General features: G+C 62.8%; 19 protein-coding genes. 11 read left to right on the top strand and 8 right to left on the bottom strand.

Annotated features, from left to right (window positions below; all coding sequences use genetic code 11):
• Nucleotides 1-7: 7 nt before the first annotated feature.
• Together GSQ75_RS11560 and GSQ75_RS11555 are read left to right on the top strand one after the other, a co-directional pair.
• A complete protein-coding gene (locus GSQ75_RS11560; protein ID WP_254058548.1) occupies nucleotides 8-814 on the top strand; it encodes a hypothetical protein in 807 nt (268 codons plus the stop codon).
• Between the two features lie 45 nt (nucleotides 815-859).
• Nucleotides 860-2,218: a transporter gene (locus GSQ75_RS11555; RefSeq protein WP_254058547.1), complete on the top strand. Its 1,359-nt coding sequence runs from the start codon at nucleotides 860-862 to the stop codon at nucleotides 2,216-2,218.
• A 23-nt stretch (nucleotides 2,219-2,241) separates the two neighbouring features.
• On the opposite strand, the gene GSQ75_RS11550 is transcribed toward GSQ75_RS11555, so the two are convergent.
• From GSQ75_RS11550 to GSQ75_RS11530, 5 genes are all read right to left on the bottom strand, one after another.
• On the bottom strand, nucleotides 2,242-3,588 hold the full coding sequence (locus GSQ75_RS11550; protein ID WP_158755021.1) for a sigma-54 dependent transcriptional regulator: 1,347 nt from the start codon (nucleotides 3,586-3,588) through the stop codon (nucleotides 2,242-2,244).
• A 238-nt stretch (nucleotides 3,589-3,826) separates the two neighbouring features.
• On the bottom strand, nucleotides 3,827-4,645 hold the full coding sequence (locus tag GSQ75_RS11545) for an NAD(P)-dependent oxidoreductase (protein WP_158755020.1): 819 nt from the start codon (nucleotides 4,643-4,645) through the stop codon (nucleotides 3,827-3,829).
• Nucleotides 4,646-4,704: 59 nt separating this feature from the next.
• Nucleotides 4,705-5,307: an LON peptidase substrate-binding domain-containing protein gene (locus tag GSQ75_RS11540; protein WP_158755019.1), complete on the bottom strand. Its 603-nt coding sequence runs from the start codon at nucleotides 5,305-5,307 to the stop codon at nucleotides 4,705-4,707.
• Between the two features lie 62 nt (nucleotides 5,308-5,369).
• Nucleotides 5,370-6,728: a UDP-N-acetylmuramate:L-alanyl-gamma-D-glutamyl-meso-diaminopimelate ligase gene (mpl, locus tag GSQ75_RS11535; RefSeq protein ID WP_158755018.1), complete on the bottom strand. Its 1,359-nt coding sequence runs from the start codon at nucleotides 6,726-6,728 to the stop codon at nucleotides 5,370-5,372.
• A gap of 47 nt (nucleotides 6,729-6,775) precedes the next feature.
• Nucleotides 6,776-7,360 carry an adenylate kinase gene (locus GSQ75_RS11530; protein WP_158755017.1) on the bottom strand — a complete coding sequence of 195 codons (585 nt, stop codon included), beginning with the start codon at nucleotides 7,358-7,360 and terminating at the stop codon, nucleotides 6,776-6,778.
• A gap of 191 nt (nucleotides 7,361-7,551) precedes the next feature.
• Between GSQ75_RS11530 and GSQ75_RS11525 the strand changes: the two genes are divergently transcribed.
• The 6 genes from GSQ75_RS11525 (at nucleotide 7,552) to ppa (ending at nucleotide 15,544) form a co-directional block, all read left to right on the top strand.
• Complete coding sequence (locus GSQ75_RS11525; RefSeq protein ID WP_158755016.1) at nucleotides 7,552-8,829, top strand: 6-phosphofructokinase; 1,278 nt, start codon at nucleotides 7,552-7,554, stop codon at nucleotides 8,827-8,829.
• 156 nt (nucleotides 8,830-8,985) lie between these two features.
• A complete protein-coding gene (locus GSQ75_RS11520; protein ID WP_158755015.1) occupies nucleotides 8,986-9,375 on the top strand; it encodes an RcnB family protein in 390 nt (129 codons plus the stop codon).
• A gap of 188 nt (nucleotides 9,376-9,563) precedes the next feature.
• Nucleotides 9,564-11,612, top strand: a complete 2,049-nt coding sequence (locus GSQ75_RS11515) for a sodium-translocating pyrophosphatase (RefSeq protein WP_158755014.1) — start codon at nucleotides 9,564-9,566, stop codon at nucleotides 11,610-11,612.
• A 178-nt stretch (nucleotides 11,613-11,790) separates the two neighbouring features.
• On the top strand, nucleotides 11,791-13,917 hold the full coding sequence (locus tag GSQ75_RS11510; protein ID WP_158755013.1) for a prolyl oligopeptidase family serine peptidase: 2,127 nt from the start codon (nucleotides 11,791-11,793) through the stop codon (nucleotides 13,915-13,917).
• A gap of 133 nt (nucleotides 13,918-14,050) precedes the next feature.
• Complete coding sequence (locus GSQ75_RS11505) at nucleotides 14,051-14,905, top strand: 2OG-Fe(II) oxygenase (RefSeq protein WP_158755012.1); 855 nt, start codon at nucleotides 14,051-14,053, stop codon at nucleotides 14,903-14,905.
• A gap of 93 nt (nucleotides 14,906-14,998) precedes the next feature.
• Nucleotides 14,999-15,544: an inorganic diphosphatase gene (gene ppa, locus GSQ75_RS11500; RefSeq protein ID WP_158755011.1), complete on the top strand. Its 546-nt coding sequence runs from the start codon at nucleotides 14,999-15,001 to the stop codon at nucleotides 15,542-15,544.
• 31 nt (nucleotides 15,545-15,575) lie between these two features.
• Here ppa and GSQ75_RS11495 read toward each other — a convergent pair whose 3' ends face one another.
• Nucleotides 15,576-16,496 (bottom strand): LysR family transcriptional regulator, encoded by a 921-nt coding sequence (locus tag GSQ75_RS11495; RefSeq protein ID WP_158755010.1) that lies wholly within the window; start codon nucleotides 16,494-16,496, stop codon nucleotides 15,576-15,578.
• A 100-nt stretch (nucleotides 16,497-16,596) separates the two neighbouring features.
• Here GSQ75_RS11495 and GSQ75_RS11490 point away from each other — a divergent pair, with 100 nt between their 5' ends.
• The 3 genes from GSQ75_RS11490 to GSQ75_RS11480 are packed head-to-tail and all read left to right on the top strand — an operon-like array spanning nucleotide 16,597 to nucleotide 19,927.
• On the top strand, nucleotides 16,597-17,817 hold the full coding sequence (locus GSQ75_RS11490) for an MFS transporter (RefSeq protein ID WP_158755009.1): 1,221 nt from the start codon (nucleotides 16,597-16,599) through the stop codon (nucleotides 17,815-17,817).
• Nucleotides 17,818-17,837: 20 nt separating this feature from the next.
• The gene (locus tag GSQ75_RS11485; protein WP_158755008.1) at nucleotides 17,838-18,869 is read left to right on the top strand and encodes an aldo/keto reductase; all 1,032 of its coding nucleotides are present in this window, start codon (nucleotides 17,838-17,840) and stop codon (nucleotides 18,867-18,869) included.
• Nucleotides 18,870-18,910: 41 nt separating this feature from the next.
• Nucleotides 18,911-19,927: a zinc-binding alcohol dehydrogenase family protein gene (locus GSQ75_RS11480; RefSeq protein ID WP_158755007.1), complete on the top strand. Its 1,017-nt coding sequence runs from the start codon at nucleotides 18,911-18,913 to the stop codon at nucleotides 19,925-19,927.
• A 46-nt stretch (nucleotides 19,928-19,973) separates the two neighbouring features.
• On the opposite strand, the gene GSQ75_RS11475 is transcribed toward GSQ75_RS11480, so the two are convergent.
• Nucleotides 19,974-20,573, bottom strand: coding sequence for a DUF892 family protein (locus GSQ75_RS11475; protein WP_158755006.1), 600 nt, complete (start codon nucleotides 20,571-20,573; stop codon nucleotides 19,974-19,976).
• Between the two features lie 169 nt (nucleotides 20,574-20,742).
• Nucleotides 20,743-22,581 (bottom strand): sulfotransferase, encoded by a 1,839-nt coding sequence (locus tag GSQ75_RS11470; protein ID WP_158755005.1) that lies wholly within the window; start codon nucleotides 22,579-22,581, stop codon nucleotides 20,743-20,745.
• Nucleotides 22,582-22,590 lie beyond the last annotated feature (9 nt).

The raw sequence follows: 22,590 nt of genomic DNA, 5'->3' as shown, positions 1-22,590 counted from the left end.
GATAGCCATGAAAGGCAAAACCTATCTTCTGACAGCTATTGGCATGGCGCTGATCCATTACGGCGCGCCAGCCCTGGCCACTGACATGGGCAGCCAGCACGATCATCGCGTGCAGGAAGTTTCTGACCAGGAACTCGGCACCATGCGCGGTCGCTACACGTTGGGCAACAACGCCGTGGCCTGGTTTGGAGTGAGCATGATCTCGACCTGGCAAAGCAGTACTGGCCAGGTACTGCAAAGCACGCTTACGCTCAGCATGAATTTCACCGGCAACCAGTTGAAGATCAGTTTCATCCCGAGCGTAAGCATCACTGCGGCCGATGCACCGATGCCTGCTGCGAGTACAACGGCTGCAAACACGCTCGCCTACGGGCCCACCCGCAATGTGAGCGGCCTCGGCCTGGCGAATGTCGGCGGCGTGGTGCAAAGCGTGCAGATTGCCGGCGATGGCAACGTGGCCAGCAACCTGGCCAACCTCAGCACGAGCTACGGCAACGCGCCAGCGTCCGGCGCGGGTAGCAACAACAGCAGTCAGACAACCACCGACAACGGCGCCAGCGCCACAGCCAGTTACAACAATGGCGTTGCCCAGGTGCTTCTGAACGTCGCTGGCGAAGGCAGCGTACGTCAGTGGATCCAGAACGGCAGCCTCGGCCAGAGCATTCAGCTGACCGCTGACAACCAAGTCGTCAGCAATTTCCTGGATGTCGATCTCGTCCGCCAGGCGCTGACCTCAAATACACAGCTCGCACAAAACCTCGCACAGAACGTCGCGCAGGCCATCAACCTTAACCGTGGCATCGGCAACCACTGAGGATCGCAACCGCCCATTGCATCCTAAGTAACAGGGGAAACGATCATGCAAAGAAAACTTCTGGCCACTGCGGTGGCATGCAGCCTTTCGGCTGGTCTACCGGTCTATGCCGCTGCTCAGTCCGCAGATCAACCGGCCACCAGCAGCCAGGATCAGGCTGACGTACAGAACGTGACCCGCGAATTGCAGACACTCAAGGCGAGTTATGCGCAGGAAGTCCGTCGCCTGCGTGAGCTGGACATGCAGGTGCAGGCATTGCAGGCCAGACTCGCTGGCAAGGCCAGCGGCGCCCCCATCCCCGCGCAGGCAGCGCCAGCCAGTCTTGCTGCCCAACCTGCAGAGGCCAATGCAGAACCCTCAGGTTCTGCGGCCGCCGAGAACGGCAGTGCGGGCAGTCAGGCTTCAGCCAGTCAGGCCCAGCAGAGTCCATCGTCGCGCAGCATGCAGGATGCGCTGCAGCAGAATGCCTCCGTTTTCACCCGCAAGCTGACGATCGAAAACGGCCTGACCTATTCCTGGTACGACCGCAATCAGCTCACACTCAACGGCTTCCTCGCGCTGAATGCCATCTTCCTCGGCAACATCGCACTGCAAGACGTCAAGTCCAGCACACTGACCTACGACTTCACCACCCGTTACGGTGTCAGTCCGCGCCTGACGCTTAGCCTCGACGTACCCTATCTTGGCCGTCAGACGTCCTATTTCCAGGGCGGCGCCGGTGGTTCGGCTTCGGCCACGCAGGAAGAGACCACCAGCGGCCACGGCATCGGCGACATCAACTTCAGCGCGAACTACAAGTTGTTCACCGAGGGTACGACGCGGCCCGACACCGTGCTGACTCTGGGTGTCGTTGCACCCACCGGGCTTGCACCCTATGGCATCAAGTGGGAAACGCCAGGCAGCAGCGATGGCAACGACGACTCGACCGATGGCAAGTTTTCCGTCCCCGTCAGGCAGCCGACGGGTAACGGTCTATGGCAAGTGAACCTTGGTGTCACCGCAGTAAAGACCATCGACCCGGCAATTGTTTTCGCCAACCTGGGTTACATCCATTCGTTCTCGCGCAGCTTCTCCGATATCAACACCGACCCGCAGGTCGCGACGCCTGGCAGCGTGGAACTGGGCGATTCCTACTACTTCGGTGCCGGCGTGGCATTCGCCTTCAACGAGCGCGCCAGCCTGAGCCTGTCCTTCAGCGACAAGATCAGTGAGAGGGCTTCGATACGCACCGCCACCCAACCGTGGACCGGGGTAGTCGGCAGTGAAGCCAATGCCGCCACCTTCAACATGGGTGTGACCTATGCACTCACGCCGCACACGACCCTGGTAACGATGCTGGGCTTCGGCATGACGCCAGACGCACCGAATTACACACTGAACTTCAAGATTCCCTACATGTTCTGATCGGCACGGCGGCCAACACCGCTTCAGCGCATTTCTTCGAGTGCCAGCTGATGCTTCTTGCACAACCGATAGATAGTGACCCGCGACACCTTCAGCCGCCGTGCGCATTCGCTGATGTTGTAACGACTCTCACGCAGGCAGGTCTCGACGGCATCGCGCTCCGCTGTCACCCGGGTCAGCCCCAGGCTGGAACGTGGTGGGCACGACAGCGATACATCCTGCAGGTCCAGGTCAGCCACGTTGATCAGTGCGCCCTCGGCCACCACCGCGGCGCGCTGCACGCGATTGAGCAACTCGCGTACGTTGCCAGGCCACTCAAATGTGCGCATGGCCTGCTTGGCGGCACTACTGAACAGTCGGGCGCAGCTACTGTGCTGCTCGCGGAAGGCATCAAGAAAATGTTGCGCAAGCAGCTCGACGTCATCCGCGCGCTCGCGCAATGCAGGCATGCGAAGGCGCAGCACATTGAGCCGATAATAGAGATCCTCGCGGAAACGGCCTGCAGCTACCGCCATCTCCAGATCGACATGGGTGGCTGCCAGGACACGTACGTCAGCATGGATCGAGTGGCTGCTGCCAACCCGCTCGATGCTGCCCTCCTGCAGGAAACGCAGCAGGCTGGTTTGCGCTTCCAGTGGCAAGTCACCGATCTCGTCCAGGAACACCGTACCGCCGGAGGCGCTTTCAATGTGACCGATCCGCCGCGCATTGGCGCCGGTAAACGCGCCTCGTTCGTGACCGAACAGCTCCGACTGGACCAGGTTAGACGGCAATGCGCCGCAATTGATCGGCACGAACGGGCACGCCGCGCGTGCCGACAACCCATGCAACGCGCTCGCGGCAACTTCCTTTCCCGTACCCGTTTCGCCCGTGATCAGCACGGGCAGATCCACTGGTGCGAATTTGCGAATGCTTGCGCGCATCGCCTGGACCGCCCGACTCTGCCCGATCATGCCGAGCATATCCGGCTCGGGTATCGCGAGGCATGGCGACCTGTCGTCGCTGAAGCGCGCTAGTGTCTGCAGCAGCCGCTGCATATCGATCGGCGCTGTGAACAAGTCGACGCAGTTGAGCAAAACACGTTTTATCAGGGGCTCTTGTGTCGGCGTCTCTGACGAAACCAGCGCAATCCACGGCAGCTGCGGATATTGAGCGATCTGATGCTCCATGGCCTGCAGCACATGGTCATCGCCATGGCGCAAATCGGCCATCGCCACCACGGTTTCTCCCGCGCGGACGCCAACGCCTTCGCACATGCTGATATTGGCTATCCGGACTGACCAACCAGAGTTGGCCAGGGTATGTTGCTCAGAAGTTATGGGTCGACCAAACCAGACTACGCAACGGCCGCCCCTCGCAGTCTCGTCCATCATCTCCTCCCGTCCCAACCCTAAGTTGATGGGTTGTCAGCATGGACGCTTTCAGATCCATCCATGGCATGGCATGGCGCACGTGAGGTGCGCCGACGCTATTTCCAATAGCGCAACTTGGTGGGGGACTATACGCCCGAATTAATGCAGCGGAATGACCTTTTAAGGAATAGCCCGAATGGCTTAGAAACGCTTCCAAGACACCGAGAAACCAGTACGGTCTGCTGTCACATTGGCCTCAGTCGAGGAATAAATCCGGCAATAACGGCATACCGGGAGATACTGCATAGCAGTCGAAATTATTTACGCCTGACATTCGCAAGATTTCTTCATCAATGAAAAATTGGCCGGTATAACTGCGCGACGGACGGGTCAGGATGGCGTGCGTAGCGTCGGCGACGATTTCCGGCTTGCGGCAATGCTCGGGCTTGACGCCATCGATCATGCCGATCGCCGCCGTGGCTATCACCGTGCGCGGCCACAACGCGTTGACCGCGATGTCGAGCGGCGCGAACTCCGCACTCATGCCGAGCACGCACAGGCTCATACCGTACTTGGCGATGGTGTAAGCCGTGTGCGGCGCGAACCATTTCGGGTCGAGGTTCGGCGGCGGCGAAAGCATCAATACATGTGGGTTGGCCGCCTGTTTCAGGTACGGCAGACAGCTCTGGGTGACCAGGAAGGTGCCGCGGGTATTGACCTGGTGCATCAGGTCGTAACGCTTCATTGGCGTATCGGCAGTGCCGGCCAGCCAGATCGCGCTGGCATTGTTGACCACGATGTCGATGCCACCAAAGCGCTCGGCCGCCTGCGCCGCCGCAGCACGTACCTGATCCTCTTCGCGGATATCCACCTGCAGCGCCAGCGCGTTGCCGCCGGCTGCCTCGACGGCGCTGGCAGCGGTATGGATCGTACCGGGCAGCTTCGGATTCGGCACACCACTCTTGGCTGCGATGACGATGTTGGCACCATCGCGCGCAGCGCGCAGTGCAATCGCCAGGCCGATGCCGCGCGAGGCGCCGGTGATGAACAAGGTCTTGCCGGCCAGGGTGCCCATGCGTATCGACTCCATCGGAAAGTGCAGGTGTGCGGCTGGTCAGTTTACCTGCTGCGCGTTCACGGCTTCTGGAAGCGCGGCAGGATGTCACGCAGCTCGGCCAGCCGCAGCAGCGGATCAGTCAACTCGAGCATGTGCTGCTGCTCGGCCTTGTCCAGTGGCAGCAGTTCGGTGAGACGAAAGCCCAGCCAACTGGCGTCGTCATATGAACTGCGTGGAGCATGCCGCCAGTGCGGCGCCATCGTCTCGATCAATCGTTCAAGGATGCTCTGCAGCAGGGCGAATTCCACTGGCACCGCCAACTCCGGCTCGGCTGGCCAGACTTCCGCATCGCCACGCACCAGGCCATCGGAGCGCACCCGGCTACGCGCGACCCGGAAGCGCGAACCACCCTCGGCAGTGATGCCAAGCAGGCCGTCCTCGCCGCTATGGAAATCGCTGATCCGCGCCATCGTGCCGATCGCCGCCGGCACCGCCGGCGCACCTGCCTCGTGCCCCTCGAGGATCAGGCACACGCCGAAACCGGTGCCATGACGCGTGCACTCGCGCACCAGGTCGAGATAGCGTGGCTCGAAGATGCGCAGCTGCAACTGGCCCCCGGGAAACAGCACGGAGGACAGCGGGAACAAGGGCAACTCGATGAGTGGCGATTGGGCAGCCATGCGGCAAGTGTAACGAGTGCCACGGCCTCCGGTCAGCGGTAACCATCACGCCGAGCGCAGACTCAATCGTGCCGCAGGCGCTCGACAAACCGCCGCGGCGCTGCCTCGAAGCCGCCGTTGGACATGAAGATCACCTGGTCGCCGGACTTTACCTGGGCGCGCAGTGCTTCGAGCAGCGCATCCACGTTGGGGACGGTGCTGCCGCGACCGCCGAGTGCCGCCGTGACATGACGTGCATCCCAAGGCAGCTCGGGACGATGCAGGAATACCACGGCATCGGCATCGGCCAGCGACGGTGCCAGCGCCTCGGCATGCGCGCCCTGGCGCATCGAATTGGAGCGTGGCTCCAGCGCCACCACGATGCGCGCGGCGCCAACCTTGGCGCGCAGCCCGGCCAGTGTGGTGGCGATCGCAGTAGGGTGGTGGGCGAAGTCGTCGTAGACGCGTACACCGTTCACTTCACCGACCAGCTCCATCCGTCGCTTGACGCTCTCGAACGTGGCGAATGCCGGCAGCAACGCGCGCGGATCGGCGCCCGCCGCGGTGGCAGCAGCCAGCGCAGCCAGCGCGTTCATCACGCTGTGGTTGCCGAGCAGCGACCAGTGCACGTCGCCGATCAACTCGCCGCTGCGATGCACGGTGAACGCCGAGCCATCCGCTTCGACCAGGGTCGCCTGCCAGTCGCCGCAGCCGATACCGAAGGTTTCCACCGGCGTCCAGCAACCCATTGTCAGCACTTCAGCCAGATGCTTGTCGTGAGCGTTGACGATCAAGCGGCCATTGCCCGGCACGGTGCGCACCAGGTGATGGAACTGGCGCTGGATCGCCGCGACATCCGGAAAGATGTCCGCGTGGTCGTATTCGAGATTGTTGAGGATCGCGATGCGCGGCCGGTAATGCACGAACTTCGAGCGCTTGTCGAAGAACGCGGTGTCGTATTCGTCCGCTTCAATGACAAATGGCTTGCCCTGCCCCAGCCGCGCCGACACGCCGAAATTGGCCGGCACGCCGCCGACCAGGAAACCCGGTGCAAGTCCGGCCTGTTCGAGCAGGTGTGCCAGCAGGCTGGTGGTGGTGGTCTTGCCGTGGGTGCCAGCCACCGCAAGCACCTCACGCCCGGCCAGCAGCGTCTCGCCCAGCCACTGTGGGCCGGAGATGTAGCGCAACTGCGTATCGAGCATGTATTCGACGGCGGGGTTGCCGCGCGTCATCGCATTGCCGACCACGACCAAGTCAGGTGCTGGCTGCAGATGCTCGGCCGCATAGCCGCGCATCAGCTCGATGCCGAGCGCTTCGAGCTGGGTGCTCATCGGCGGATAGACGTTGGCGTCGGAACCCTCGACCGTGTGGCCCAGTTCGCGCGCCAGTGCAGCGACACCACCCATGAAGGTGCCGCAGATGCCGAGGATATGCATACGCATGCTGGGAGAAATTCCTTGCAACCCGCTCCGATCGGAGCGCGATGTGCTCAGCTGTTCGCTGCCGCTGATTCTTGCTGAAGTGCGCGCTTGACCCGCACGGTGACCTCAGCCAGTTCACCGACACCATCGACTACCTGCAGTTTGCCGCGTCGGGCATAAAATTCCGCCACTGGTGCCGTCTGCTCGGCGTAGATCGCCAGACGCTTGCGCACGGTATCCGGATTGTCGTCGGCACGACCTTCGGCCTTGAAGCGGATCTCGCAGCGGGCAATGATCGCTTCGTTCGGCACATCGAGCTTCACCACGGCATCCAGCGGCTGGTTCAGCTTGATCAGCAGGTGATCGAGCGCATCGGCCTGGGCCAGATTGCGCGGATAACCGTCGAGGATGAAACCCGCCCTGGCATCGTCCTGGGCCAGACGCTCTTCCAGCATGCCGAGCAGGATGTCATCGGACACCAGCTGGCCGGCATCCATCACCGCCTTGGCCTTGAGTCCCATCGCGGTGCCCGCCGCGACCGCGGCACGCAGCATGTCGCCGGTCGAGATATGCGGCACGCCCAGCTCCACCTTCAGCCGGGTTGCCTGCGTACCTTTGCCCGAGCCGGGCGCACCAAGTAGGACGAGTCGCATAATGCTCCACAAGTTTGGCGGGCTGCCGCACACTGTGGCAGCCCGCCAGATTCCCAGAATTAACCTCCAAATTAGCCGCTGCACCCGATGCCGTCAAACGGCGGCATTGACGAACTTAGGCCAAGTGATTGTTGCGAAATGCTTTGCTGCTGATCGCCGATCCGTTTGCCACTGCCCGATTGAGGATGCCCATGAGCCCGAACCGCCGCCAGCCAGCCGTTACCGGCAACCTGCTGTACGCCCAGTCCGGCGGCGTCACGGCGGTGATCAACGCCACCGCCGCCGGCGTGATCGAGGCTGCCCGCACCAAGGGAGTAAAGGTGTACGCGGCGCGCAATGGCATCCTCGGTGCGCTGCGCGAGGAGTTGATCGACACCTCGAAGGAGTCGGCCGCGGCCATCACCGCGCTGCGCCACACCCCCGGTGGCGCCTTCGGCAGCTGCCGCTACAAGCTGAAATCGCTGGAGGACAACCGCGCTGAATACGCGCGCCTGATCGACGTGTTCCGCGCCCACGACATCCGCTGGTTCCTCTACAACGGCGGCAACGACTCGGCCGATACCGCGCTGAAGATCTCGCAGCTGGGCAAGGCGATGGGCTACGACATCCGCTGCATCGGCGTGCCGAAGACAGTGGACAACGACCTCGCTGTCACCGACTGCTGCCCCGGCTTCGGCTCGGTGGCGAAATACACCGCGATCTCCACGCTGGAAGCGAGCCTCGACGTTGCCTCGATGGCCGAGACCTCGACCAAGGTATTCATCCTCGAAGTGATGGGCCGCCATGCCGGCTGGATCGCCGCCGCCGCCGGGCTGGCCGGCGAAGGCGCGGACGCGGCACCGCACCTGATCCTGTTCCCCGAGAACACGTTCGACGAAGCGGCGTTCCTGGCCAAGGTGAAGGCGACCGTCGAGCGCGTCGGCTGGTGCACCGTGGTTGCCTCCGAAGGCGTGCGCAATGCGGCCGGGCAGTTCCTCGCCGAGGCCGGTACGCGCGACGCGTTCGGCCATGCGCAACTTGGTGGTGTGGCACCAGTGCTGGCCGCCTTGGTGAAGGAGAAGCTTGGCTACAAATATCACTGGGCGCTGCCCGATTACCTGCAGCGCTCCGCGCGGCATGCCGCATCGGAGGTCGACGCCGAGCAGGCCTTCGCCGTCGGCAAGGCTGCAGTCGAGTACGCGGTGGCCGGCATGAACGCGGTGATGCCGGTGATCGTGCGCAGTAGCGACGCGCCTTATCGCTGGAAGGTCGAGGCGGCGCCGCTGGCGAAGATCGCCAATCGCGAAAAGAAAATGCCGAAGAACTTCATCAGCCGCGACGGCTTCGGCATTACCGCTGCCGCGCGCCGTTATCTCGCACCGCTGATCCGTGGCGAGGCACCGCTGCCCTACGGCAAGAACGGCCTGCCACGCTATGTGCAATTGAAGAACAGCGCAGTGACCAAGAAGCTGCCAGCGTTTCCGCGCTGACTCGCAAGTCTTTGCGATACCGCGAGGCCCGCTGAGTCCAGCCTGAAGCTGTTGTGAGCTAGCAACCTTGCGTTCAGTCGCATTTTTTTACGATTCCCTCAACCCGAGTCGATGGCTGCGCCGTTGTGGCCACGACCTTTCGTGGAGGAGATCATGATGAAACTCATCAGCCGCCTGCTCATGGCTGCCACCCTGCTCAGCACCGGCAGCCTGGCGCTGGCCCAGGATCAACGCGATCACGACCAGCGCGGGCAAGCTCATGGCCAAGGGAATTCCCGCCATGATGTGCGCCACGACGACCATCGCCAGCAGGGCGATCGACGCGACGACCACCGCCGTTACGGTTACCACGATGCGCCGCGCTATGACCGGCATCGTCACTGGGAGCGCGGCCACCGTTATGACGGCCCGACTTATGTGGTACGCGACTACGGCCATTACCGCCTGCGTCCCCCACCGCGCGGCTATCACTGGGTGCGCGCAGACAACGACTACCTGCTGGTCGGCATTGCCACCGGCATCATCCTGGACATGGCGCTGCATTGAACGCGTTGCTTTGAATCTGCATCGACGCGAATGACCCGAGGCCATGCATCCGTGCATGGCCTTTTTCTTTTGTGGAGGGTGCCGCATCGATGCGCTGCGCCGCACAACAGCCTGTGTCACAAGGTCTGCCTATACTCCATGAGACCGCCCGTTCCGGACGGCTACTGACAACTCATGGGGAGGCTCCGATGCTGCAGCAGTATGGCGTGTGGATCGTGCTGGCGTGTGCGGTAGTAGCGATTCTTTATGGTGCATTTTCGGTGCGCTGGATCATGGCGCAGTCACCGGGCAATCAACGGATGCAGGAGATTGCCGCGGCGATCCAGGAAGGCGCGCGCGCTTACCTCAATCGTCAGTACACCACCATCGGCGCGGTGGGCGTTGTTTTGTTTCTGATTGTTGGCCTGGCACTGGACTGGGCCACTGCAATTGGCTTTGCCATCGGCGCGCTGCTCTCAGGGGCCACCGGTTATATCGGCATGAACGTGTCGGTGCAGGCGAATGTGCGTACCGCCGAGGCGGCGCGCAACGGGTTGGCAGCGGCACTCAAAGTGGCGTTCCGCGGCGGTGCGATCACCGGCATGCTGGTGGTCGGGCTGGCCCTGCTCGGGGTCACCGGCTATTACCTGATACTGCGGTATCTGGGCTATGAGACCATGCACGCCTTGCATGCGCTGATCGGGCTGGCCTTCGGCTCCTCGTTGATCTCGATCTTCGCCCGGCTGGGCGGCGGCATCTTCACGAAGGGCGCGGACGTCGGCGCCGACCTGGTCGGCAAGGTCGAGGCCGGCATTCCCGAAGACGACCCGCGCAACCCTGCCGTCATCGCCGACAATGTCGGCGACAACGTCGGCGACTGTGCCGGCATGGCCGCCGACCTGTTCGAGACGTATGCGGTGACGCTGATCGCCACCATGCTGCTTGGCGGCGTGATGGCTGAACAGGTGGGTGCCAACGGCGTGCTGTATCCGCTGCTGCTCGGCGGCGCCTCGATCATTGCCTCGATCATCGGCACGTTCTTCGTCAAGGTGCGTGGCCCGAAGATCATGAACGCGCTTTACGCCGGCGTCGCCGTATCGGCCATTCTCGCCGCGGTTGCGTTCTGGCCGATCACTTCGGCGCTGATGGCCGATTCCAGTTTCAGCTTCAGCCATCTATACGGCTGCACGCTGATCGGCCTGGTGCTGACCGGCGCGATGGTGGTGATCACCGAGTATTACACCGCGACCGAATACGGACCGGTGCAGCACATCGCCCAGGCATCGACCACCGGCCACGGCACCAACATCATCGCCGGGCTTGGCGTATCGATGAAATCCACCGCGCTGCCGGTGCTCGCCGTGTGTGCGGCGATCTGGAGCGCGTACGCCTTGTGCGGCCTGTATGGCATTGCGATCGCCGCCACGGCGATGCTCAGCATGACCGGCATGATCGTGGCACTGGATGCCTACGGCCCGATCACCGACAACGCCGGTGGCATCGCCGAGATGGCCGACCTGCCGCCGGAAGTGCGTGGCGTAACCGATCCGCTCGATGCGGTCGGCAACACCACCAAGGCGGTGACCAAGGGTTATGCGATCGGTTCGGCCGGCCTCGCCGCGCTGGTGCTGTTTGCCGACTACACGCACAACCTCAGCCAGCACTTCAACGTGCCGACCATCAGCTTCGACCTGTCGAACCACTACGTAATTATCGGTCTGTTGATCGGTGGCCTGATCCCGTACCTGTTCGGCGCGATGGCGATGGAGGCGGTGGGTCGCGCCGCTGGTGCGGTGGTGGTGGAAGTACGCCGCCAGTTCCGCGAGATCCCCGGCATCATGGATGGCACCGGCAAGCCGGATTACTCGCGTGCGGTCGACATGCTGACCAAGTCGGCGATCAAGGAAATGCTGGTGCCGTCGCTGCTACCGGTACTGGTGCCGGTCGTCGTCGTGTTTGGCTTCAAGTGGTTGGGTGGTGCCGAGGCTGGCGCACAGGCGCTCGGCGGCGTGCTGATCGGCACCATCGTCACCGGCCTGTTCGTGGCGATCTCGATGACCACCGGCGGTGGCGCGTGGGACAACGCGAAGAAGTACATCGAGGATGGCCATCACGGCGGCAAGGGTTCCGAGGCGCACAAGGCCGCGGTCACCGGTGACACCGTCGGCGATCCGTACAAGGACACCGCGGGCCCGGCGGTGAACCCGCTGATCAAGATCATCAACATCGTGGCACTGCTGCTGATTCCATTGCTGTAAGCCACGCGTTCCGTGATAGCGAAAGTCCCGCTTCGGCGGGACTTTTCGTTTGTGCCGACGGCTCGGCTTACCCTGACTTTAGTCACGGGCGCCCGTATGATCGGGCAGTTACGCTCGATCGGCCGCGGGCCATGTCCGCCGTATCCATACACGTCCATTCGCACACGAGGGGCACACGATGAAATCGGTCTGGCTGATGCTGGCACTCGGCGTCACACTGACGGGCATGAATAACGCCAATGCCCAGAACGACAAACCCGCCAAGACACCCACGGACACCCAGGTGACCGACGACCCGTACCTGTGGCTGGAAGACATCCGCGGCACCCGTTCGATGGACTGGGTGAAACAGGAAAACGCGGTAACGACGAAGCAGTTCGTCGACAACGCCGAGTTCGTCAAGACCCGCGACAGCATCCTCGAAGTGCTCGACTCGGACGCACGCATTCCCGAAGTCGGCCGCATGGGCGACTACCTCTACAACTTCTGGCGCGACAAGGCGCATCCGCGCGGTATCTGGCGGCGTACCACGCTGGCCGAGTACCGCAAGGCCGAGCCGCAGTGGGACGTCGTGCTGGACATCGACGCGTTGAACAAGGCCGAGAACAAGCGCTGGGTGTTCAAGGGCGTGCAATGCCTGAAGCCGAACTACGATCGCTGCCTGATTTCGCTGTCGCCCGATGGCGGTGATGCGGTGACCGTGCGCGAATTCGATATTCCCAGCAAATCCTTCGTCAAGGGCGGCTTCGAGCTGCCGGTGGCGAAGACCGATGCCAGCTGGATCGATGACAACACGATCTACGTCGGCACCGACTTCGGCCCTGGCACGATGACCGAATCGAGCTATCCGCGCATCGTCAAGGAATGGAAGCGCGGCACGCCACTGACTGCAGCCGCCACGGTGTATGCCGGCAAGTCGACCGACCTCGCCGTCAGCGCCTCGCATGACCGCACGCCGGGCTACGAGCGCGACTTCGTTTCCGTCGCCAAGGACTTCTTCCACAGCGAGATGTACCAACGCATCGGCGACAAGCTGATCCGCGTCAACGTGCCGACCGATGCCAGTGCCGACGCCCATCGCGAATGGTTGCTGGTGCAGACACGTTCGCCGTGGACGATCGGCGGAACCACCTATCCGTCCGGTGCATTGCTGGCGACCAAGTTCAATGACTTCATGGCCGGCAAGTCACATTTCACCGTGCTGTTCAAGCCGGATGCACACACCTCGCTGGCTTCGTACGACTGGACCCAGCATCACCTGATCCTCGACGTGCTGGACGACGTCAAGAGCCGCGTGGAAGTGTTGACACCGCAAAGTGCCGGCGACTGGAAGCGCGAGGCGATGCCGGGCGCACCGGCGATGAGCACGATCAGCGTGGTCGACACTGACCCGGACCACAGCGACGAATACTGGCTCGGCGTCACCGGTTTCCTTACACCTTCATCCCTGCAGCGCGGCGTGCTGGGCAGCGTGCCGGCTGAAACGATCAAGCAGGACCCGACGTTCTTTGACGCCTCGAAGTTTGTGGTCAGCCAGCATTTCGTCAGCTCGAAGGACGGCACCCGCGTGCCTTACTTCGAGATCGCGCCGAAGGACATGAAGCTGGATGGCTCCAACCGCACCCTGCTTTACGGCTACGGTGGCTTCGAAGTCTCGCTGCAACCGCACTACAGCGGCAGCATCGGCCGCGCGTGGCTGGATCGTGGCGGCGTGTACGTGGTTGCGAACATCCGCGGCGGTGGCGAATACGGCCCGCAGTGGCACCAGGCCGCACTGAAGGCGAATCGTCCGCGTGCGTATGAAGATTTTGCGGCTGTCGCCGAGGATCTGGTCAAGCGCGGCGTGACTTCGGCCAAGCACCTGGGTGCCGAAGGCGGCAGCAATGGCGGCCTGCTGATGGGCAACATGCTGACGATGTATCCGCAGCTGTTCGGCGCGATCGCCTGCGAAGTGCCGTTGCTCGACATGAAGCGCTACACCCACCTGTCCGCTGGTGCATCGTGGATGGCCGAATACGGCGATCCGGATACCGCGGACTGGAACTTCATCAAGACCTTCTCGCCTTATCAGAACCTGCACAAGGACGCGCACTACCCGCCCGTGCTGTTCTATACCACCACCAGCGACGACCGCGTCGGCCCGGTGCAGGCACGCAAGATGGCCGCGAAGATGCAGGCAATGGGCATCCCGAACGTGTGGTTCTACGAGAACCTCGAAGGTGGCCATGGCGCCGGCGCCGACAACAAGCAGGCCGCGTTGATGCACGCACTGGCCTACGATTTCCTGTGGGACCAGTTGAAATAAGACGACTCCCGCGGTCATTGCAATATCCGCGAGCCGGCTCTTGCCGGCTCGCGTTATTTGGATGTTCGATGGGCTTCGCCGGCGCCGGCACGTGAAGTAACCTTCTGGGTCACTGAACCACACACACACCGCCATGCACCCACGCATCACGATCAGCCCCGAACTGCGCGAATGGATTCTCGCCACGACCCGTGCCGGGCATGGTGTGCCGGACGTGCTGCGACTGATGAAAGAGAACGGCTACGATCCGCGGCAGAGCCGCAGCATCGTCGCCGAGGTACTGAAGCTGCCGCTGGCCGCGTTGCTCGCCAGCGCCGACAAGACGGCACCGCCAGGACTGCGTACAAAGCACCCCGAGGCGCCCGACGTTACCATCGACGGCCACACCATCCACGTTTCGCTCAGCGTGGATACGCCGATGCTGCGCGTGCTGGAAGGCATCCTCACCGAGCAGGAATGCATTGAACTGATCGAGCTGGCCCAGCCACGGCTGCAACGCGCGCTCACGGTGGACAGCGACGGCAAGAATCAGGTGGATCATCGCCGCACCAGCGAAGGCATGTTCTTCACCTTGAACGAACTGCCGCTGATCGGCCGGATCGAGCAACGCCTGGCGGCCTTGCTCGACGTACCGGTGAATCACGGCGAAGGCCTGCAGATTCTGCATTACCTGCCCGGCCAGGAATACGAACCGCATTACGACTGGTTCGATCCCGAACTGCCTGGCTTCGGCGCGGTGACAGCCGTCGGCGGTCAACGCATTGCCAGCGTGGTGATGTATCTGAACACGCCCGAACAAGGTGGCGGCACCGCCTTCCCCGAGATTGGCCTGACGGTCACCGCACGACGCGGCTCGGCCGTCTACTTCGCCTATGAAGGCGGCGACCACAGTTCGCTGCATGCCGGCCTGTCGGTACTGCGCGGCGAGAAATGGATTGCCACCAAATGGCTGCGCGAACGGCCCTACCGCGGTCAGCGACAGGCGTGAGTCCAGGCCACGCCTGATGCGGCCATTGCTGCGCCGCAGCAGCGTTTGGCGTATCCTTGCTGGCCAACTTTCTCATCAGTGCAAGGACATCCCATGGGTCTGCATCTTGTCCCCGCCGGTCGCAACGTGCCGGACGAAATCAACGTCATCATCGAAATCCCCAAGGATGCCGAGCCGATCAAGTACGAGGTGGAGAAGGAAAGCGGCGCGATCTTCGTCGACCGCATCCTGTCCACCCCGATGCGTTACCCGTGCAACTACGGCTACGTGCCGGGCACGCTCGGTGGCGACGGCGATCCGCTGGACGCACTGGTGATCCTACCGCTGTCGCTGATCCCCGGTTCGGTGATCCGCTGCATTCCGGTCGGCATGCTGAAGATGTCCGACGAGGCCGGCAGTGACGAGAAGTTGATCGTGCTGCCCGCACCGAAGATCTTCCCGGGCTATGCACATATCACCGACATGAAGGGCGTCTCGCCGCACTGGCTGGAGCGCATCGGCCACTTCTTCGAGCACTACAAGGATCTGGAGAAGGGCAAGTGGGTGAAGATTGAAGGCTGGGTCGGCGCCGACGAGGCGAAGGCCGAGATCGTGGCCGGCGTCGAGCGTTACCTGGCGAGCCAGCCCACCAAGGCTTAAGGCCTGATTGATGATCGATGGCGTGCCACCTTCAGCGGTGGCGCGTCCGCTCCCACGGCGGAACCTCGCCCAGCCGTTCGGCCAGAAAATCGACGAAGGCGCGCACCCGCGGCGGCACCAGCCGGCGCTGCGGCATCACCGCGTAGATACCGGTTTCCGCGATCGGATAATCCGGTAGCACGACGTGCAGCCGCTTCGCACGTAGTTCTTCATGCACGTGCCAGACCGAATGCAAGGCGATGCCAAGCCCGGCCACGACAGCATCCCGCAGCAGTTCGCCCAGATTGCTCTCGAAGCGACCGTGCACGCGCTGGGCGATTTCGCCGCCCTTGCCATCGCCGAAATGCCATACATCCTGTCGCCCCTGACTGCCGACCAGCAACAGGCAGTCGTGCTCGGCCAGATCCGCCGGCGTGCGCGGCGTGCCGTGCTGGCGCAGGTAATCCGGTGACGCACACAGCACGCGCCGATTGGCCGCCAGCTTGCGCGCCACCAGACCGGAGTCACCCAGCGCACCGACGCGTATCGCCAGATCGAAACCGGAGGCCACCAGATCCAGCATCTGGTCGTTGAGGTTGACGCTGAGCTTCACCCGCGGATGCAGGGCTAGGAATTCCGGGAGCAACGGCGAGACGTATTGGCGGCCGAACGAGGCCGACATGGTGACCCGCAAGGTACCGGTAACCTCGGTGGCGCCTTGGCGCAGGCCGCCGGTCAGCGCTTCCAGATCCTCCACCAGGGCGCGGCCCTGTTCGGCCAGCGCGGTGCCTTCCGGCGTGGCGTGCAGCTGGCGCGTGGTTCGATGCAACAGCCGCACACCGAGGTCGCGCTCCAGCCGCTTCAGGCGCTGGCTGGCCACCGCAACCGACAGGTCCATGCTGCGTGCAGCCGCACTGATCGAACCCAGGTCGAGTACGCGCAGAAACAGGCTGAGGTCGCCGACACGATCCATAACTTTCAATCATTTGTTGATAATGATTAGTCATCTTGGTGGTTTTTGAGGAAAAGGCAACTGCCTAAGCTGACGAATCACTTCTGCCCGGATTGTTGTCATGCCCACCATCGCCATCACTCGAGCACGCACGCCGTTGGCGCTGTACGCGCTGACCGCAGGCGCGTTCGGCATCGGCACCACCGAATTCGTGATCATGGGGCTGCTGTTGCAGGTATCCGCCGACCTGCACGTCAGCATCGCCGCGGCCGGCCTGCTGATCTCCGGCTATGCGCTGGGTGTGTTTGTCGGCGCGCCCCTGCTCACAGCGGCCACCAGCCGGTTGCCGCACAAGACCGCGCTGATCGCGTTGATGGTGATCTTCACCATCGGCAACCTGGCCAGCGCGTTGGCGCCAAGCTACGGCGTGCTGATGCTCGCTCGGGTGATCACTTCACTGGCCCACGGCACCTTCTTCGGCGTCGGCGCGGTGGTGGCGACCGGACTGGTGGCGGAGGATCGCAAGGCCTCGGCGATCTCGATCATGTTCACCGGCCTCACCGTGGCGACCCTGCTCGGCGTGCCCGCTGGTGCCTGGCTGGGCCTGCACTTCGGCTGGCGCGCAACGTTCTGGGCAGTCAGCGCAATCGGCGTGCTCGCCACCATGATCATCGCCACGCTGGTGCCGGCCGACCGCGGCGAAAGCGCACCGATGAAGTTCGTCGAGGAACTGAAAGGCATCGCGCATCCGCAGGTGCTGCTCGGGCTGCTGATGACCGTGCTCGGCTTCGCCGGCGTGTTCACGGTGTTCACCTATATCCAGCCGATCCTGACCCGCGTCACTGGCTTCACCGACTCTGCGGTGTCGCCGATCCTGCTGGTATTCGGCGGCGGCATGGTGATCGGCAACCTGCTCGGTGGCCGTCTAGCCGACAAACGACTGGTGGCAACCCTGTTGGGCTCGCTGGCGGCATTGGCGATCGTGCTCGGCACGATGACCTTCGCACTGCACAGCAAGCCGGCGATGATCGCCTTCAGCGGCCTGCTCGGCGTCGCCGCATTCGCCACCGTGGCACCGCTGCAGTTGCGCGTATTGCAGAAGGCCACTGGCGGCCAGGTGCTGGCGTCGAGCTTCAACATCGCCGCGTTTAATCTCGGAAACGCGATCGGTGCTTGGCTGGGCGGTGTGGTGATCAGCCACGGGCCGGGCTTGGGCGCGGTGACATGGGTTGCGGCCCTGCTGCCGGTGCTCGGCCTCGTCGTGGCGCTGTGGAGCGTCCGACTGGATACCCGGCTGCCGCGGCGTCTACCCGCCGTGGCCTGCGCCGAAACCGTTCTCTGACTTTCGCAAGGACCTCTTTCATGGAATACCGTTATCTCGGCAACTCCGGCTTCAAGGTACCCGCGCTCGGCTTCGGTGCCGGCACGTTCGGCGGCAAGGGACCGCTGTTCAGCGCTTGGGGCAACACCGATATCGAGGAGGCGAAGCGGCTGATCGATATCTGTCTCGAGGCTGGCGTGAATTTGTTCGATACCGCGGACGTCTATTCGGATGGCGCGTCGGAGTCGATCCTCGGCGCGGCACTGAAGGGCCGGCGCGAGCAGGCGATCATCTCGACCAAGCTCACCTTGCGCGCAGGTGATGGCCCGAACGATGTGGGCGCCTCGCGCCATCACCTGATCAGCGGCGTGGAGCGTGCACTGAAGCGGCTCGGCACCGACTATATCGACCTGCTGCAACTGCACCACTTCGACGCAATGACGCCGGTGGAAAGCGTGATGTCGACGCTGGACGATCTGGTGCGCATCGGCAAGGTACGTTACCTCGGCGCGTCGAACTTCTCCGGCTGGCAGCTGATGAAGTCGCAGGCGGCGGCCGACAAGCACGGTTACTCGCGCTTCGTGGCGAACCAGACCTATTACTCGTTGATCGGCCGCGACTACGAGTGGGAGCTGATGCCGTTCGGCCTCGATCAGGGCGTCGGCGCGGTGGTATGGAGTCCGCTCGGCTGGGGCCGCCTCACCGGCAAGATCCGTCGCGGCCAGCCACTGCCCGAAGGCAGCCGCCTGCACGATACCGCCAGCTTCGCACCGCCGGTGGATGAGGAACGGCTGTATCGCGTGGTCGATGCACTTGATGCGGTCGCCGCCGAAACCGGCAAGAGAGTGCCGCAGGTCGCGTTGAACTGGCTGCTGCAGCGGCCGACGGTGTCGACCGTGCTGATCGGCGCGCGCAATGAGCAACAACTGCGCCAGAATCTCGAGGCGGTCGGCTGGAATCTCAGCCGCGAACAGGTCGCACAGCTCGATGCCGCCAGCGCCGTCACGCCGCCTTATCCTTACTACCCGTATTGGAATGGGCAGTTCGCCGAGCGCAATCCGCCGGCCGTCTGAATCGTCCCATCATGCAAGCCATGCATTACCCGGGAGTCCCCATGAAAGCCGTCGCCCTCACCCGTTATCTGCCGATCGACGACCCGGAATCCCTCGTCGATGTCGAACTACCCAGACCGGTTGCCAGCGCACACGATTTGCTGGTGCGCGTCGAAGCCGTCTCGGTGAATCCGGTCGACACCAAGATCCGCTCGCCCAAGCCGCAGGTCGAAGCGCAGCCGAAAGTGCTCGGCTATGACGCGGCCGGTACGGTCGAAGCGATCGGCGAGTCGGTCACCGGGTTCAAACCGGGCGACCGCGTGTACTACGCCGGTGATGTCACCCGCGCCGGCAGCAATGCCGAGTACCAGTTGGTCGATGCATGCTTGGTCGGCCATGCACCACAATCGCTGGATCTTGCCGATGCGGCGGCGCTGCCGCTGACGGCGATCACCGTATGGGAGCTGCTGTTCCAGCGCATGCCGTTCGACAGCGAGCATGGTGGCGAAGGCAAGTCGTTGCTTGTCATCGCTGGTGCCGGTGGTGTCGGCTCGATCGCGATACAGCTGGCGCGGCGCGCCGGCTTTACAGTGATCGCCACGGCCTCGCGTCCCGAGACCATCGAATGGTGCCGCACGATGGGCGCGCAGCATGTTATCAATCATCGTGAGCCGCTGGCGCCGCAACTGGCGGCGTTGGGCTTCACGCAGATCGATGCCGCGATCAATCTCGCCGACACCGATCGTTACTGGGAAACCCTGGGCGAGTTGCTGGCGCCGCAAGGCCATGTCGGCCTGATCGTGGAACCCAGCGGCATGCTGAAGATCGGCGACCCGTACAAGGCCAAGTGCATCGGCATCCACTGGGAAATGATGTTCGCCCGTCCGCGCTTCAAGACGCCAGATCAGGCCGAGCAGGGGCGCATTCTCGAGCGCGTGGCTGCATTGTTTGATGCCGGCGAACTACGCAGTACTCGCACCGAAACACTGACACCGATCAACGCTGCCAACTTGCGTGAGGCACATCGTCGGCTTGAATCAGGCACCAGTATCGGCAAACTCACACTGGCTGGCTGGTGATATGTGACTGGTGGATGGTGCGCATACGCACCATCCACGAAGAAACTCAGTCGTGCTTGCTGCCAGCCGACTTCTTGCCGGGCGCCGGCTTGGCTGGCTCACCCTTCTTGCCCAGCTGCTCCAGCAGCGTGTTCATGTCTTCGGCGTGTTCTTCTTCCATCGCCAGAATGCCTTCCAGCATGCGCCGCGTGGTCGAATCATCGGTACCGATGTAATCGATGATCTCGCGGTAGCTGTCGATCGCGATGCGCTCGGCGACCAGGTCTTCCTTGATCATGTCGACCAGATCTTCGCCCTCGACATAGTCGGCATGACTGCGGCTGAGCATGCCTTCCGGCGACAGGTTCGGCTTGCCATCGAGCTGGGTGATGCGCTCGGCGATCAGGTCGGCGTGACCCTGCTCCTCGTTTGCATGTTCCAGGAATTCGGCCTTGACGCTTTGCGAGTTGATGCCCGACGCCATGTAGTAGTGGTACTTGTAGCGCAGCACGCAGACCAGTTCGGTCGCCAGCGCATGATTGAGCAGCTTGACCACGGTGGCACGGTCGGCGCTGTAGCCCGCGGTCATCGCGCCCTTCTCGATGTCCTTGCGTGCGCGCTTGCGGATGTTCTCGATGTCGCTGACGAACGGCTTGGTCTTGGCCATGGCTTGCTCCTGCGGGATGAGGGGACGGGCATCGACGTGTATTTCCGCCGAAAGTCCACGCAGCGTAGGAATCCGCATGGAAAAGCCAGGTGAAGAACACTTCAACCTGGCTCCCATCGCAGCAGGCACCACGGTCGACCTGTTTATTGCCTGTAGCGTGTTTGATCGTTCAGCGTGCGATGAACCGCTCGGCTCGATCGAGCGTGGCCTGCAGGCCTGGAATGACCTGTTCGATCAGATCCTCATGTCGCCGCCATTTGTCGGAAGCGGGCTCGGTGACGGTATGGCAGGAAAGTGGGAGCACCCCATCGAGCGAACGATCCCACTCGAGTTCAAGCGCGCCGCATAGTCGCGCCACTTCAGCCGCCGGATCCGCGAGGAAGGCATCGTATCGTGCTACATGGCAACGACCGGGCGCCAGCGCCTCGAGATCGTCCAGCAGGATGCGCGTGGTGGTCTCCCACTGCGCTGCCACGATCTCCTGCAGTGGCCGTCCGATCAGCTCACGCCAGCCCGGCACGAGCAGCAGCGACCATGGCAGGCCATTCCAGTCGGGGAGGTCCGGGTACATGCGAAAACGGCCAGACTGCCAGGCCTCGATCATGCTGCTCAGTGTCTGGCGTGGATCGCGGTACAGATACAGGAACTGCGCCTCCGGGAATATTTTTGCCAGAAAAGGTACGCGCAATGCGTTCTTCGGGGTTTTCTCCAGCAGACGAATCGGCCTCTGCGATGCTGGCTGTCCCTCTCTGTCACGCAATTTGGCAAGCAGGCGATCGCGCAACTCTTTCATCCGTACTGGCGTCACTGCTGCCGCATCGAGCCGGTTGGATTCATAGTCCCGATGCGCTGGATGCAGCCCCTGGATGCCTTCGATCAAGCCATGACTCTCCTGCCCGGTGGTGAACAGACCTGGAGCCTGTGCCAATGTTTCGAACAGCAAGGTCGAGCCCGAACGTGGCGACGAGACGATGAACACCGGGCGATCGAATACTTTATCGCGATCATTCACGGCAGGCCGTGATCCGGACACCACAGGCCGCCGCGGCTCGTAGGCACCGAGATCCTTGCCGGCACCAGCGATAGCGACGTCCAGCAGCATGGGGCGCAGAGCGTCCATGACCTTTGTGCCATTGACTAGCATGAGCGGCGCCGTGATCTTTTCCATGGCATGCGCGAATGCGTTCAACTCTTCGCGATAGAACGGCCATCCCGTGCGGTCAGTACCGTATTGCGCCCACAGCATCTTCCAGTTGGTAATGAATTGCGTTGCCACTTGCTGCGCCGTAGCCAGGTACTGGTGGGGGTTTACGTCCCCGAGAAGGAAGACCAGATGCTCCTGTAGTTCCCATGGAGTCATCACCACGGGCACATTGACTGACTCATATAGCAGCGTGGGACATTCTTCGAGCGTCGCTGCAACAGCTTCTTCGCGCCAGCTTTCGAAGCCGGGTTGCCCCGGCGCCCGACCGCGATTGACCAGACCCCAGAATCCTTCACTGCCGACCGTGTCTGCTACCAGGTGGATCCGTTCGTCCTCGTCGGCATTGATCACCTTGTGGCTGCGCCAAGTATCGAAAATCCAGCACTCACCAGCTGCCATATTGACTTCAGCTTCGCCGCAGAAGAACCGAACGGTGGGCTTGGTCACAATCGGTACGTGGACGCGCGTGCGCTCGCGCCAGTAGTAGCTGACATCGGCGTGCGGCGTGACCTCGGCGTGACCGCTCAGCTTCATCAGGCGCGTGCGTCCCCACACCGCACCTATCCTATGCAGCACCTGAGTCAGGTAAGGGCATTGTTCGAGATAGGGTGTTGGCCGCATCGGGCCGTTGATGGCGTCATTGTCGGGATTGCCGTTCACCGAAATCAGCGGCAACGCAAAATTGCCGGGAAACTTCTGTGGATGCAGACGCCAGCAGGATTTGTCGAAAGCACGCACCTCCTCAGACAGCCGTTCAGCGTCGAAATGCAGCGGCAACTGGACGAACGGAACTGAGAGTTTCATCGGTGGCCC

The sequence above is a fragment of the Dyella sp. S184 genome (assembly GCF_009766065.1).
Taxonomy (GTDB): domain Bacteria; phylum Pseudomonadota; class Gammaproteobacteria; order Xanthomonadales; family Rhodanobacteraceae; genus Rhodanobacter.
The sequence above is the reverse complement of the archived record's forward strand: the minus strand, read 5'-3'. Positions and strand labels throughout refer to the sequence as shown.

Excerpts from the sequence above, each read along its gene's own strand:
- GSQ75_RS11560 (WP_254058548.1), top strand. The coding sequence starts at position 8 with ATGAAAGGCAAAACCTATCTTCTGACAGCTATTGGCATGGCGCTGATC.
- GSQ75_RS11555 (WP_254058547.1), top strand. The coding sequence starts at position 860 with ATGCAAAGAAAACTTCTGGCCACTGCGGTGGCATGCAGCCTTTCGGCT.
- GSQ75_RS11550 (WP_158755021.1), bottom strand. The coding sequence starts at position 3,588 with ATGGACGAGACTGCGAGGGGCGGCCGTTGCGTAGTCTGGTTTGGTCGA.
- GSQ75_RS11545 (WP_158755020.1), bottom strand. The coding sequence starts at position 4,645 with ATGGGCACCCTGGCCGGCAAGACCTTGTTCATCACCGGCGCCTCGCGC.
- GSQ75_RS11540 (WP_158755019.1), bottom strand. The coding sequence starts at position 5,307 with ATGGCTGCCCAATCGCCACTCATCGAGTTGCCCTTGTTCCCGCTGTCC.
- mpl (WP_158755018.1), bottom strand. The coding sequence starts at position 6,728 with ATGCGTATGCATATCCTCGGCATCTGCGGCACCTTCATGGGTGGTGTC.
- GSQ75_RS11530 (WP_158755017.1), bottom strand. The coding sequence starts at position 7,360 with ATGCGACTCGTCCTACTTGGTGCGCCCGGCTCGGGCAAAGGTACGCAG.
- GSQ75_RS11525 (WP_158755016.1), top strand. The coding sequence starts at position 7,552 with ATGAGCCCGAACCGCCGCCAGCCAGCCGTTACCGGCAACCTGCTGTAC.
- GSQ75_RS11520 (WP_158755015.1), top strand. The coding sequence starts at position 8,986 with ATGAAACTCATCAGCCGCCTGCTCATGGCTGCCACCCTGCTCAGCACC.
- GSQ75_RS11515 (WP_158755014.1), top strand. The coding sequence starts at position 9,564 with ATGCTGCAGCAGTATGGCGTGTGGATCGTGCTGGCGTGTGCGGTAGTA.
- GSQ75_RS11510 (WP_158755013.1), top strand. The coding sequence starts at position 11,791 with ATGAAATCGGTCTGGCTGATGCTGGCACTCGGCGTCACACTGACGGGC.
- GSQ75_RS11505 (WP_158755012.1), top strand. The coding sequence starts at position 14,051 with ATGCACCCACGCATCACGATCAGCCCCGAACTGCGCGAATGGATTCTC.
- ppa (WP_158755011.1), top strand. The coding sequence starts at position 14,999 with ATGGGTCTGCATCTTGTCCCCGCCGGTCGCAACGTGCCGGACGAAATC.
- GSQ75_RS11495 (WP_158755010.1), bottom strand. The coding sequence starts at position 16,496 with ATGGATCGTGTCGGCGACCTCAGCCTGTTTCTGCGCGTACTCGACCTG.
- GSQ75_RS11490 (WP_158755009.1), top strand. The coding sequence starts at position 16,597 with ATGCCCACCATCGCCATCACTCGAGCACGCACGCCGTTGGCGCTGTAC.
- GSQ75_RS11485 (WP_158755008.1), top strand. The coding sequence starts at position 17,838 with ATGGAATACCGTTATCTCGGCAACTCCGGCTTCAAGGTACCCGCGCTC.
- GSQ75_RS11480 (WP_158755007.1), top strand. The coding sequence starts at position 18,911 with ATGAAAGCCGTCGCCCTCACCCGTTATCTGCCGATCGACGACCCGGAA.
- GSQ75_RS11475 (WP_158755006.1), bottom strand. The coding sequence starts at position 20,573 with ATGGCCAAGACCAAGCCGTTCGTCAGCGACATCGAGAACATCCGCAAG.
- GSQ75_RS11470 (WP_158755005.1), bottom strand. The coding sequence starts at position 22,581 with ATGAAACTCTCAGTTCCGTTCGTCCAGTTGCCGCTGCATTTCGACGCT.